Here is a 13,649-nt window from a genome sequence, read left to right as displayed (position 1 = left end):
TTAGCCCCTTTTTTTATGTAATTAAAACTGTTATAAGTTATACTAAGGGCTTTTTAGATAAAATATCTTAATTTTATAACCAAAGGCCTTTTTTTATGGAAAACCTTTTCGAAAATCAAGATATTATTGACATTAATATTGAAGACTCGGTTAAAGCTTCGTATTTAGATTATTCTATGAGTGTAATCATCGGTAGAGCACTACCTGATGCTAAAGATGGACTAAAACCAGTTCACAGAAGAATTCTTTATGCTATGCATGATTTAAATATCTCTTCAAAATCTGCATATAAAAAATCTGCAAGAATTGTTGGAGATGTTATTGGTAAATATCACCCTCATGGAGATACATCTGTTTATGATGCATTAGTAAGAATGGCACAAGACTTCTCTATGAGAGCACCACTTGTTGACGGTCAAGGAAACTTCGGTTCTATTGATGGTGATAATGCTGCCGCGATGAGATATACAGAAGCTAGAATGACTAAGATTTCTGAAGAAGTTTTAAGAGATATTGATAAAGATACTGTAAATTTTGTTGCTAACTATGATGATACTATGAAAGAACCTGCTGTTCTTCCAACAAGAGTTCCAACACTTTTATTAAATGGAAGTGAAGGTATTGCAGTTGGTATGGCTACAAAAATTCCTCCTCATAACTTAAGTGAGTTATTAGATGCTGTTTTACATGTAATTGATAATCCAAGTGCTACAGCTGATGAATTAATGGAATTTATCCAAGGTCCAGATTTCCCAATAGGTGGTACTATCTTTGGTAGACGTGGTATTATTGATGCATATAATACTGGACGTGGAAGAGTTAGAATTAGAGCTAAACACCACATTGAAACTAGAGGTAAAAAAGAGATTATCGTTTTAGATGAACTACCATACCAAGTTAATAAATCAAGACTTATTGAGTTAATTGCAAATCTGGCAAAAGATAAGCAAATTGAAGGTATTTCAGAAGTTAGAGATGAGTCTGATAGAGAAGGTATTAGAGTTGTAATTGAGCTTAAAAAAGATGCAATGAGTGAGATTGTTTTAAACAATCTTTATAAATCAACTCCTATGGAAACTACATTTGGTATTATTTTACTTGCAGTGCATAACAAAGAACCAAAAGTATTTACATTACCACAACTTTTAAATGTTTTCTTATCGCATAGAAAAACAGTAATTATTAGAAGAACTATTTTTGATTTAGAAAAAGCAAAAGCAAGAGCACATATCTTAGAAGGTTTAAAAATTGCAGTTGATAATATTGATGAAGTAGTTAAAATTATTAGAGCTTCTTCTAATGACCAAGAGGCTAAAGATAGCTTAATGAGTAGATTTGATTTATCTATTATTCAAGCTCAAGCTATTTTAGATATGAGACTTGGAAGATTAACAGGTCTTAATATAGAAAAATTAGAAGCTGAATATCAAGAGTTACTAGCCTTAATTGCAGAACTTGAAGCTATTTTAAAATCTGAAGAAAAATTAAATGAAATTATTAGAGAAGAATTAACTGACATTAAAGATAGATTCTCAACTAATAGAAGAACTGAAATTGAAGATTCGTATGATGAAATTGATATTGAAGATTTAATTCCAAATGAACCAATGGTAGTAACTATTACTCATAATGGATATGTAAAAAGAGTTCCAATTAAATCTTATGAAAAACAAAGAAGAGGTGGTAAAGGTAAAGTAGCTGTTACTACACATGATGATGACTTTATTGAAAAATTCTTTGTATCTAATACCCATGACACATTAATGTTTATTACAAATATGGGTCAATTATATTGGTTAAAAGTTTACAGAATCCCTGAAGGATCTAGAACGGCTAAAGGTAAAGCAGTTGTTAATTTAATTAATTTAAGACCTGAAGAAAAGATCATGGCAATTATTCCAACACCTGATTTTGATGAGTCTAAATCTTTAGCATTCTTTACTAGAAATGGTATTGTAAAAAGAACTAATTTATCAGAGTTTAGTAACATTAGAAGTAATGGTGTAAGAGCAATTGTTCTTGATGATTTAGATGAAATTGTTACAGCTAAGATTACAGATGTTGAAACACAGTTCTTAATGATTTTCACAAGTCTTGGTCAATGTATTAGATTCGAAGTTGACAAAACAAGAGAACAAGGAAGATCTACAAGAGGTGTTAGAGGTATTAAGTTCAAACACGATACTGACTTCGTAGTTGATGCAGATGCTATTACAAATGAAGAACAAGAGTTATTAACAGTATCTGAAAAAGGTATTGGAAAAAGAACTCAAGTAGAAGAGTATAGATGTACAAATAGAGCAGGTTCAGGTGTAATTTCTATGAAACTTTCTGGAAAAACTGGAAATGTTATTGGAGAAGTTTTAGTTGATGATACACAAGACTTAATGCTATTAACTTCTATTGGAAAAATGATTAGAGTTGATATGAATACAATTAGAAAAGCTGGAAGAAATACTTCTGGAGTTATTATTGTAAATGTTGATAAAGATGATAAAGTTGTTTCAATTGCAAAATGTCCAAAAGAGGATGAAGAGATTGAAGTTGATGAAAATGGAAATGTTATTAGATATAACGAAGATGGTGAAATTATCGAGTCTATTGATTTAGAAAGTGGTGAATCTACAACCCCTTCTAATGAAGTTAAGAAAGAAAATGATACACCATCATTAATAGATAATTTAGAAGAAAATAAAGACGAGGAAGAGTAATAAATGAGAAAATTTAATGTTGCAGTTGTTGGGGCTACTGGTGCCGTTGGTGAAGAGTTATTTAGAGTTTTAGCTGAGTATGATTTTCCTATCAATAATTTAGTACCACTAGCAAGTTCTAGAAGTGCGGGTTCAACAATTGAATTTAAAAATAAAGAGTACACTGTAAAAGAGTTGACAGAAACATGTTTTGAAGAAAATGATGTAGAAATTGCATTTTTTAGTGCAGGTGGTTCAGTTTCTGAAAAGTTTGCAAAATTTGCAGTGGAAGCAGGTGCTGTTGTAATTGACAATACAAGTCACTTTAGAATGGATCCAAATGTTCCATTAGTAGTTCCAGAAGTAAATCCTGAAGATATTGTAAATTGGAGAGAAACAGGAATTATTGCAAATCCTAACTGTTCAACAATTCAAATGGTATTATCTTTAAAACCATTAGATGATTTATATGGAATTAAAAGAGTTGATGTATCAACTTACCAAGCAGTAAGTGGTGCTGGTAAAACTGGTATGGAAGAGCTTGTAAAACAAATGCAAGACTTTTTCGCATTTAAATTAGATGAAACAGAAATCAAAGCATTTGCACACCAAATTGCTCTAAATGTAATTCCTCAAATTGATGTAGCTCAACCAAATGGATTTACTAAAGAAGAAATGAAAATGGTTTTAGAGACTCAAAAAATTATGCACAAAGAGCTTCAAGTAGCTGCAACTTGTGTTAGAGTTCCAGTTCTAAGATCACATTCAGAATCTATTACTGTAACTTTTGAAGATGGTGTAGAAGTTGATGTTGATGCTGCAAGAGATGCATTAGCTGCATTTGATGATGTGGAAGTAATTGATGATTTAGCAAATAATGCTTATCCAATGCCAATTGTATCAACTGATACTGATATTACTTATGTTGGAAGAATTAGAAGAGATGTTTATGCTCCAAATGTATTACATTATTTCAATGTTGCAGACCAAGTTAGAGTAGGAGCTGCTACAAATGCAGTTAGAATTGGTCTTAAATGGATTGAAATGGAGAATGACATTTAATGATTGAAAAGCTTTTTGAAGGAGCTATGTGGCGAACAAGGATGTTAATTCTCCTTGCAGTCATTTTTGGACTAATAGGTTCAATGATTCTTTTTATAGTTGGTTCAGTTGATATTTTTGAAGTTTTAACTTATGTAGTTAATGTATATTCAAATGGATTACATCCAAAAGATTTTCATGAAGTAATAGTTAGTAAAATAATAGGTGCAGTAGATATTTATTTAATTGCTGTGGTAATGTTAATATTCGCTTTTGGTTTATATGAATTGTTTATTTCTAAAATTGATGTAGCTGAAGATTCAAATAAAGAACAAAATATATTAGCAATAACTTCTCTTGACCAATTAAAAGATAAAATTGCAAAGGTTGTTGTTATGGTACTTGTAGTTGGTTTTTTCCAAAGAGTACTTCATACTAAATATGATGGTGCTTTAGAGATGCTATATTTTGCAATATCTATAATGGTACTTTCAATAGGACTTTACTTCTTAGGTAAAGTTGGTAAAAAAGAATATAAGAAAGAAGGACACTAATGTCAAAAATATTTGTAGATGCATGTTTTAGAAAAGAGACTCCTTATACTCCTGTATGGATGATGAGACAAGCTGGTAGATATTTACCTGAATATATGGAAGTTAGAGCAAAAGCTGGTAATTTTTTAAACCTTTGCCATAATCCTGAGATGGCAGCTGAAGTAACTATTCAACCTCTTGATATAGTTGGAGTTGATGCAGCTATTTTATTTAGTGATATTTTAGTTATTCCAAATGAAATGGGTATGCATTTAGAGTTTATTAAAGGTGAAGGACCAGTATTTAAAGATCCTTTAAAGTCACAAGAAGAATTAGATAATTTATTAGGAGGAGAAGAGGCTGCTAATAAATTAACTTATGTTTATGAAACAATCAAGTTATTAAAACAACAACTTCCTGAAGATAAAGCATTAATTGGATTTACAGGAGCTCCTTGGACACTAGCAACTTATATGATTGAAGGCCAGGGGACTAAAACATATAATGTTTGTAAAAAAATGATGTATTCTAACCCTGAACTTTTACATAATATTTTAAGAAAAGTAACTGATGTAGTTAAGTTTTATATGGAAAAACAAATTCAAGCAGGTGCTGATGTTGTTCAAATTTTTGACTCATGGGCAGCTGCAATTGAACCAGGTAAATATGATGAGTTTTCTTGGAAATACATGGTTGAAATTGCAGAGTTTATTAAAGAAAAATATCCTCATATTCCAGTAATTATGTTCCCTAAAGGAGTTGCTGCATTTATTGAAAGAGGTTTAGTTTACGGAAACTTTGATGTATTTGGAGTTGATTGGGGAACACCAATGGCATTAGCTAAAGAAAAGCTAGGTGATAGATATGTTCTTCAAGGTAATATGGAACCAACAAGACTTTACTCAAAAGAGCGAACTACAGAGTGTGTAGAAGCAATTCAAAATATAATGCAAGGTGAAGGTCATATTTTTAACTTAGGTCATGGAATTTTACCTGATGTTCCAGTTGAAAATGCAATTCACTTTGTAAAAGAGTGTCAAAGAGTTTCTAAAAAATAGTAGAGTATTATCTCTAAAATCTCAAATTAATTTAAGTAGGAATCTTCCTACTTAATCTTTCGAAAGTATTTAATATGTCTTATTCAAACTCAATAACTTTTGGTCCAGTTCCATCAAGAAGATTTGGTATATCTTTAGGTGTAGATTTAAGTCCTTCTAAAAAACAGTGTAATTTTGATTGCTTATATTGTGAGCTTGAAGGTGCAAAAACAGTAAGTAGTATGGATGAATATCCAAATGTTGAAGAAGTTATAAATGAAATTAAAAAATCATATCTTAAACATCCAAAAATTGATGTAATAACTTTAACTGCAAATGGTGAACCAACTTTGTATCCAAAACTAGATGAATTAGTAGATAAAATTAATGAAATTAAGGGTGAAACTAAAACATTGATTTTATCTAATGGTAGTACAATTTATAAGAATAAAGTATTTAATACCTTATTAAAAATCGATATTGTTAAACTTTCGTTAGATTGTGTTAGTGAAAAATGTTTTAAGAAACTTGATAGACAAGATAATAGTATTGAGATAGATAAAATTATTCCTTCTATGTGTGAGTTTTCAAATCAAACTGAAAATGATTTTGTATTAGAAATTTTATTTGTTAAAACATTAAATGACAAAGATGAAGAAATTACACTACTTTATGATGCTATAAAAAGTATTAATCCATTAAGAGTTGATATTGGTACTATTGATAGACCACCAGCTTATGATGTAAAACCTGTTAGTTTTGAGTTCTTAGAATCTATTGCAAAAAGATTTGAAAATATTAATGTAAACATAGTTTATAAAAATAGACCAAAACTTCTTCAATCTTATAATGAAAAAGAAATTTTAACAACTTTAAGTAGAAGACCACTTACTAAAGAAGATATTTCAAATATGTTTGATGAGAACAGTATAAAAAACTTGGAAAAACTAGTAAATAATGGTCTTATTTCACTAGTATCTAGTGCAGGTGTAGAATTTTATAAAAAAGCTTGAAAAAGTCTTGACAAAGACTATTTTTTTGACTATAATTCCAGTCCATTTTGAAACAAAGATAGATTCCGGCATAGCTCAGTGGTAGAGTAGATGACTGTTAATCATTTGGTCCCTGGTTCGAATCCAGGTGCCGGAGCCACTAACTTTTTTTAAAATACCTTTTCAAACTAATTTATTAAGATTCCGGCATAGCTCAGTGGTAGAGTAGATGACTGTTAATCATTTGGTCCCTGGTTCGAATCCAGGTGCCGGAGCCACTTAAATAAATTGTTTCAAAACTTACAAATTCCGGCATAGCTCAGTGGTAGAGTAGATGACTGTTAATCATTTGGTCCCTGGTTCGAATCCAGGTGCCGGAGCCACTAAAAAATTATTTCTCTAAACTTACTTTTAACATATTTAGATTATTATTCCTTTGAGGTATAAATAATGAATGAAAACTTATTAGAAAATCAAATATTCACACAAAAAAATTTAGAGACATTAAATACTTTAAGAAATCAATTACAGTATAATCAATCCTTTTTACAACTACTTTTAGACACGATTCCAAACCCAGTATTTTATAAAGATATAAATGGAATATATCAACATTGTAATGACTCATTTTCAAAAATGATTATAGGTGTTGAAAAAGAATTAATAATAGGCAAGTCTTTATATGATTTACCTGAATATATACCAACAGAATTAGCGGATATATATTCTAATAAAGACCAAGAGTTATTCTCTAATCCTGGAACCCAATTTTATGAAGCAAAAGTTAAATGTGCAGATAAAAAATTAAGATATTTTAATTTTTATAAAGCAACATTTATGTCAGAAGAAAATAAAGTATTAGGTCTTGTTGGTGTAATGTTAGATGTAACAACTTATAAAAACATTCAGATAGAACTTGAAAAAAAGAATCTAGAACTAAAAAAATTAAGTATAGTTGATGAATTAACGAACTTATATAATAGAAGGTATTTTGAGGAAATGTTTCAAAAAAAAATAGAAAAATTAAATCGAGAAAAAAAACCCTTTTGTTTTGCTATTATTGATGTGGATTATTTCAAAGACTATAATGATGGTTTTGGTCATTTAAAAGGTGATGAAACATTAAAAAAAATATCATTAATTTTAAAAAAGACATTTAACAGAGCAAATGATTATCAATTTAGACTTGGTGGTGAAGAGTTTGGTATTTTATTTGATGTAGATAAAGTAGAGAATGCAATTAAAATAATAAAAAAATTAATTGAAAATATCAGTTCAGAAAAAATAGAAACATATAATCAAAGTGTTTCCGATTTTTTAACAGTCTCAATTGGTTTAGGTTTTATAGAAAATATTGATTTAAACAATCAAAATTTTAAAGATGAATTGTATGATAGAATAGATAGAAAACTATATGAGTCAAAAAAAGAGGGAAGAAATAGATTTAGTTTAGAAATTATCTGAATAAAATACTAATATAAACTAGTAAAAACCTTATTTTTATTTAAATTTAGCTTAAATTTAATAAAAAAACAAAAAACCCCTTGACAAAGGGTCAGGAATCTATTATAATTCCCGTCCAAATTGACTGAGACACATCAAACGGAAGAGAGATGAGTTGAGAGTTAACGATCTTTAAAAAGAAATAAAGTTTAAAGAAGAGTAATCTTTATAAACTGAATATTATCAATAAGATAATTAAATAAATGTTAAATAAAAAAACAAGAATAAAAATTCTTGTCTATTAAATAGAATGTAAAAATTTTATTTTTAGCTTTAAGCTAAACAATGAGTGATAATTTTGTAACTAAAATTGCAGTACTCTGAAAAAATGCAAATTTTTTTAGAATGCAAAGTTACATAAAGTTGTCAGTTTCAAACACTTTATGGAGAGTTTGATCCTGGCTCAGAGTGAACGCTGGCGGCGTGCTTAACACATGCAAGTCGAACGAGAACGGGTATTAGCTTGCTAATACTGTCAGCTAAGTGGCGAACGGGTGAGTAATATATAGGTAATGTGCCTTGAAGAAGGGGATAACAGTTGGAAACGACTGCTAAGACCCTATATGCCTTTAAAACAAAAGTTTGCAAGGGAAATATTTATAGCTTCAAGATCGGCCTGTACAGTATCAGTTAGTTGGTGAGGTAATGGCTCACCAAGACAATGACGCTTAACTGGTTTGAGAGGATGATCAGTCACACTGGAACTGAGACACGGTCCAGACTCCTACGGGAGGCAGCAGTGGGGAATATTGCACAATGGGGGAAACCCTGATGCAGCAACGCCGCGTGGAGGATGACACATTTCGGTGCGTAAACTCCTTTTATATAGGAAGATAATGACGGTACTATATGAATAAGCGCCGGCTAACTCCGTGCCAGCAGCCGCGGTAATACGGAGGGCGCAAGCGTTACTCGGAATCACTGGGCGTAAAGAGCGTGTAGGCGGATAGATAAGTTGGGAGTGAAATCCTATGGCTCAACCATAGAACTGCTTCCAAAACTGTCTATCTAGAGTATGGGAGAGGTAGATGGAATTTCTGGTGTAGGGGTAAAATCCGTAGAGATCAGAAGGAATACCGATTGCGAAGGCGATCTACTGGAACATTACTGACGCTGAGACGCGAAAGCGTGGGGAGCAAACAGGATTAGATACCCTGGTAGTCCACGCCCTAAACGATGTACACTAGTTGTTGTGAGGCTAGACCTTGCAGTAATGCAGTTAACACATTAAGTGTACCGCCTGGGGAGTACGGTCGCAAGATTAAAACTCAAAGGAATAGACGGGGACCCGCACAAGCGGTGGAGCATGTGGTTTAATTCGACGATACACGAAGAACCTTACCTGGTCTTGACATAGTAAGAACTTTCCAGAGATGGATTGGTGTCTGCTTGCAGAAACTTATATACAGGTGCTGCACGGCTGTCGTCAGCTCGTGTCGTGAGATGTTGGGTTAAGTCCCGCAACGAGCGCAACCCTCGTCGTTAGTTGCTAACAGTTCGGCTGAGAACTCTAACGAGACTGCCTACGCAAGTAGGAGGAAGGTGAGGACGACGTCAAGTCATCATGGCCCTTACGACCAGGGCTACACACGTGCTACAATGGGGTATACAAAGAGCAGCGATACGGTGACGTGGAGCAAATCTCAAAAATATCTCCCAGTTCGGATAGTAGTCTGCAACTCGACTACTTGAAGTTGGAATCGCTAGTAATCGTAGATCAGCTATGCTACGGTGAATACGTTCCCGGGTCTTGTACTCACCGCCCGTCACACCATGGGAGTTGAACTCATTCGAAGCAGGGATGCTAAAGTAGCTACCTTCCACAGTGGATTCAGCGACTGGGGTGAAGTCGTAACAAGGTAACCGTAGGAGAACCTGCGGTTGGATCACCTCCTTTCAGAGAAAGAGTTAAGATTCGTTTCTTAACTCGAAACATTTATAGAAAAACTAATTGATATATTCAGTTTATAAAGATTATTTAAAATAGGTAATAGGGGCCTATAGCTCAGCTGGCTAGAGCGCTCGACTGATAATCGTGAGGTCCCAGGTTCAAGTCCTGGTAGGCCCACCATTAAATAATCTGTAAAAAAAGATTAACTCAGCATATATGGGGATATAGCTCAGCTGGGAGAGCGCCTGCCTTGCACGCAGGAGGTCAGCGGTTCGATCCCGCTTATCTCCACCATATACCTATAAAACTTAATATAAGTTCAAATATATTTGGATTTATATTAGGTTTTAAACCTAAGAATTACTAGAGATGGTAATACGATATTTAAAAACATAATGTTAAAGTCTTAAAATTTTTCTAGCGAATATTTATAGCGATATAGATATAAGTTAATAAAGAAACAATTTAAAACACAACTATATTTATTAAATGTAAATTTAATAAGATAGTAGCCAAGGAATAATTATTCAAAAAATAGTAGAAATACTATTAAGAAAAAAGGTAGCTTAGTTTACTAAGTTATTTGAAAAGCTATTAAGGGCTAATGGTGGATGCCTAGACTGTAAGAGGCGATGAAAGACGTACTAGACTGCGATAAGCTTTGGGGAGCCGTCAAGAGGCATTGATCCAGAGATTTCTGAATGGGACAACCCAATATAGTGCGAGCTATATTATCCTTTCGAGGAGGCAAACCTGGTGAAGTGAAACATCTCAGTAGCCAGAGGAAGAGAAATCAATTGAGATTCCGTCAGTAGCGGCGAGCGAACGCGGAATAGGGCGCATACATTTAGCATATTAGATAGAAGAAGTATTTGGAAAGATACACCATAGAGAGTGATAGTCTCGTATTTAAAATCTTTTATGTGGAACTAAGGTATGGAACGAGTAGGTCGGAACACGTGATATTTTGACTGAATATGGGGGGACCACCCTCCAACCCTAAATACTACTTACAGATCGATAGTGAACAAGTACCGTGAGGGAAAGGTGAAAAGTACTCCAGCGAGGAGAGTGAAATAGAACCTGAAACCATTAGCTTACAATCATTCGGAGCCCTATGATTTATCAGGGTGACGGACTGCCTTTTGCATAATGAGCCTGCGAGTTGTGGTATCTGGCAAGGTTAAGTCAAGTACGAAGCCGTAGCGAAAGCGAGTCTTAATAGGGCGAAATAGGGTCCCCATTAAGAACTTTATGTTCTTAATGGGTTCCCTTAGTCAGATGCTGCAGACCCGAAACGAAGTGATCTATCCATGAGCAGGTTGAAGCTGGTGTAAGAGCCAGTGGAGGACCGAACCGATGGGCGTTGAAAAGTCCCCGGATGACTTGTGGATAGGGGTGAAAGGCCAATCAAACTTCGTGATAGCTGGTTCTCTCCGAAATATATTTAGGTATAGCCTTGCGTAGTAGCATATAGGGGTAGAGCACTGAATGGGCTAGGGCTGCTTACCGCGGTACCAAACCCTATCAAACTATGAATACTATATGTGTAATCGCAGGAGTCAGGCGTAGGGTGATAAAATCCTATGTCGAGAGGGGAACAACCCAGACTAACAGCTAAGGTCCCTAAGTTACATCTAAGTGGAAAACGATGTGGAGTTACTGTGACAACCAGGAGGTTGGCTTAGAAGCAGCCATCCTTTAAAGAAAGCGTAACAGCTCACTGGTCTAGTGATTCTGCGCGGAAAATATAACGGGGCTAAGATGTACACCGAAGCTTTAGATTCAATTTTTAATTGAGTGGTAGGAGAGCGTTCTATTCAGCGTAGAAGATGTACCGGTAAGGAGCGTTGGAGCGGATAGAAGTGAGCATGCAGGCATGAGTAGCGATAAAAGAGGTGAGAATCCTCTTCGCCGAAAACCCAAGGTTTCCTACGCGATGCTCGTCATCGTAGGGTTAGTCGGGAACTAAGTCGAGTCCGAAAGGGGTAGACGATGTCAAATTGGTTAATATTCCAATACCAACATATAAGCGCGATGTGGGGACGCATAGAGTTAATCGAGCTCACTGATGGAATAGTGGGTCGAAGGACGTAGGTTGATACTTAGGCAAATCCGGGTATCGTTAGACCGAGATCTTACAGGCTCTTGACGCTCTTCGGAGATGATAGAGAATCGATGATACTGTCGTGCCAAGAAAAGCCACTAAGTATATTATATGTTGCCCGTACCGTAAACCGACACAGGTAGGTGGGATGAGTATTCTAAGGCGCGTGGAAGAACCCTGGTTAAGGAACTCTGCAAACTAGCACCGTATCTTCGGTATAAGGTGTGCCTACTTTAGTATAGAGACTTGCTCTCAAAAGCTAAAGAGGTTGCAACAAAGAGTCCCTCCCGACTGTTTACCAAAAACACAGCACTTTGCTAACACGTAAGTGGATGTATAAGGTGTGACGCCTGCCCGGTGCTCGAAGGTTAATTGATGATGTTAGCGTAAGCGAAGCATTTGATCGAAGCCCGAGTAAACGGCGGCCGTAACTATAACGGTCCTAAGGTAGCGAAATTCCTTGTCGGTTAAATACCGACCTGCATGAATGGCGTAACGAGATGGGAGCTGTCTCAACCAGGGATCCAGTGAAATTGTAGTGGAGGTGAAAATTCCTCCTACCCGCGGAAAGACGGAAAGACCCCGTGCACCTTTACTACAGCTTGACACTGTAGCTTGGATATTCATGTGCAGGATAGGTGGGAGGCTTTGATTACTAGACGCCAGTAGAGTATGAGCCATCCTTGAGATACCACCCCTGAATATTTGAGTTACTAACTGCGAGGAGTTATCCTTCTTCAGGACAATGTCTGGTGGGTAGTTTGACTGGGGCGGTCGCCTCCTAAAAAGTAACGGAGGCTTACAAAGGTTAGTTCATGGCGGATGGAAATCGCCAGTTGAGTATAATGGCATAAACTAGCTTGACTGTGAGACATACAAGTCGAACAGAGACGAAAGTCGGTCATAGTGATCCGGTGGTTCTGTGTGGAAGGGCCATCGCTCAAAGGATAAAAGGTACGCCGGGGATAACAGGCTGATCTCCCCCAAGAGCTCACATCGACGGGGAGGTTTGGCACCTCGATGTCGGCTCATCGCATCCTGGGGCTGGAGCAGGTCCCAAGGGTATGGCTGTTCGCCATTTAAAGCGGTACGCGAGCTGGGTTCAGAACGTCGTGAGACAGTTCGGTCCCTATCTTCCGTGGGCGTAGGAAAGTTGAGGAGATTTGTCCCTAGTACGAGAGGACCGGGATGAACGTACCACTAGTGTACCAATTGTTCTGCCAAGAGCATCGTTGGGTAGCTACGTACGGATGTGATAAGAGCTGAAAGCATCTAAGCTCGAAGCCAACTCCAAGATGAACTTTCCCTGAAGATCCCTCGAAGACTACGAGGTTGATAGGCTGGATGTGTAAGCGTTGTAAGGCGTTTAGCTGACCAGTACTAATAGATCGTTTGGCTTTTTTTATAAATTTCTTGGTTTACTATCTTATTAAGTTTATTTACGTTAAGAAAATGACAACTGCTTGTCATTTTTAGGAAATAAAGAGATTTATGTATACGAAGGTATCATAAATGTCCGTTGTCCTTTAAATCTAACGTGTGAAATTACTTAATAAATAAACAGTGTAAAATTGTAAAGCGTTACCTTGAAAAAATGTCAATTTTTTTAAGAGCTTAAGACTTTAACATTATCTTTACACTCAAGACTATCTTGATGTGAGTAAAGAGTATACTTTATAAGTATCTTCTTTACTCATATTGCTGGTGGTTACAGAGAAGTGGAAATACCCAGCTCCATTCCGAACCTGGAAGTCAAGCACTTCATCGCTGATAATACTGCACCTTTCAGGTGTGGAAACGTAGGCCGCTGCCAGCTCTTGAGTTTACAAATAGCCTATCTAAGCATTCTTTTTTA

The 13,649-nt window shown here is 35.4% G+C and carries 6 protein-coding genes, 5 tRNA genes and 3 rRNA genes; all 14 read left to right on the top strand.

Going from position 1 to position 13,649, the window contains the following annotated elements; translation table 11 throughout:
- The first annotated feature begins 95 nt into the window (after positions 1 to 95).
- The 14 genes from gyrA (at position 96) to rrf (ending at position 13,610) form a co-directional block, all read left to right on the top strand.
- Positions 96 to 2,711, top strand: a complete 2,616-nt coding sequence (gyrA, locus tag APAC_RS08715; protein WP_130233736.1) for a DNA gyrase subunit A — start codon at positions 96 to 98, stop codon at positions 2,709 to 2,711.
- 3 nt (positions 2,712 to 2,714) lie between these two features.
- Positions 2,715 to 3,752, top strand: a complete 1,038-nt coding sequence (locus APAC_RS08710) for an aspartate-semialdehyde dehydrogenase (RefSeq protein ID WP_130233735.1) — start codon at positions 2,715 to 2,717, stop codon at positions 3,750 to 3,752.
- Complete coding sequence (locus APAC_RS08705; protein ID WP_188353759.1) at positions 3,752 to 4,285, top strand: YqhA family protein; 534 nt, start codon at positions 3,752 to 3,754, stop codon at positions 4,283 to 4,285. The genes APAC_RS08710 and APAC_RS08705 overlap by 1 nt, the downstream gene beginning before the upstream one ends.
- Entirely contained in the window at positions 4,285 to 5,322 is a 1,038-nt protein-coding gene (gene hemE / locus APAC_RS08700; RefSeq protein WP_130233734.1) for a uroporphyrinogen decarboxylase, read from the top strand. The genes APAC_RS08705 and hemE overlap by 1 nt, the downstream gene beginning before the upstream one ends.
- 74 nt (positions 5,323 to 5,396) lie before the next feature.
- On the top strand, positions 5,397 to 6,314 hold the full coding sequence (locus tag APAC_RS08695; protein ID WP_130233733.1) for a radical SAM protein: 918 nt from the start codon (positions 5,397 to 5,399) through the stop codon (positions 6,312 to 6,314).
- Between the two features lie 64 nt (positions 6,315 to 6,378).
- Positions 6,379 to 6,453, top strand: a tRNA-Asn gene (locus APAC_RS08690).
- Between the two features lie 43 nt (positions 6,454 to 6,496).
- A tRNA-Asn gene (locus APAC_RS08685) sits at positions 6,497 to 6,571 on the top strand.
- A gap of 30 nt (positions 6,572 to 6,601) precedes the next feature.
- Positions 6,602 to 6,676: transfer RNA gene (locus tag APAC_RS08680), tRNA-Asn, on the top strand.
- 67 nt (positions 6,677 to 6,743) lie between these two features.
- Positions 6,744 to 7,757, top strand: a complete 1,014-nt coding sequence (locus APAC_RS08675) for a GGDEF domain-containing protein (protein ID WP_130233732.1) — start codon at positions 6,744 to 6,746, stop codon at positions 7,755 to 7,757.
- Positions 7,758 to 8,176: 419 nt separating this feature from the next.
- Positions 8,177 to 9,693 (top strand): 16S ribosomal RNA (locus APAC_RS08670).
- Between the two features lie 97 nt (positions 9,694 to 9,790).
- Positions 9,791 to 9,867, top strand: a tRNA-Ile gene (locus APAC_RS08665).
- A 38-nt stretch (positions 9,868 to 9,905) separates the two neighbouring features.
- A tRNA-Ala gene (locus APAC_RS08660) sits at positions 9,906 to 9,981 on the top strand.
- A 290-nt stretch (positions 9,982 to 10,271) separates the two neighbouring features.
- Positions 10,272 to 13,199: ribosomal RNA gene (locus tag APAC_RS08655) — 23S ribosomal RNA — on the top strand.
- Positions 13,200 to 13,494: 295 nt separating this feature from the next.
- Positions 13,495 to 13,610 (top strand): 5S ribosomal RNA (rrf, locus tag APAC_RS08650).
- The 16S, 23S and 5S rRNA genes sit together here with 2 tRNA genes alongside, the layout of an rRNA operon.
- Positions 13,611 to 13,649: the final 39 nt, after the last annotated feature.

The sequence above is a fragment of the Malaciobacter pacificus genome, assembly GCF_004214795.1.
In the GTDB taxonomy this organism is placed as follows: Bacteria; Campylobacterota; Campylobacteria; order Campylobacterales; family Arcobacteraceae; genus Malaciobacter_A; species Malaciobacter_A pacificus.
Note: the sequence above shows the minus strand (reverse complement) of the source record. Positions and strands in the feature narration are given on the sequence as shown.

Bases quoted from the DNA above. Each gene is read 5' to 3' on its own strand.
- gyrA (WP_130233736.1), top strand. From the start codon at position 96: ATGGAAAACCTTTTCGAAAATCAAGATATTATTGACATTAATATTGAA.
- APAC_RS08710 (WP_130233735.1), top strand. From the start codon at position 2,715: ATGAGAAAATTTAATGTTGCAGTTGTTGGGGCTACTGGTGCCGTTGGT.
- APAC_RS08705 (WP_188353759.1), top strand. From the start codon at position 3,752: ATGATTGAAAAGCTTTTTGAAGGAGCTATGTGGCGAACAAGGATGTTA.
- hemE (WP_130233734.1), top strand. From the start codon at position 4,285: ATGTCAAAAATATTTGTAGATGCATGTTTTAGAAAAGAGACTCCTTAT.
- APAC_RS08695 (WP_130233733.1), top strand. From the start codon at position 5,397: ATGTCTTATTCAAACTCAATAACTTTTGGTCCAGTTCCATCAAGAAGA.
- APAC_RS08675 (WP_130233732.1), top strand. From the start codon at position 6,744: ATGAATGAAAACTTATTAGAAAATCAAATATTCACACAAAAAAATTTA.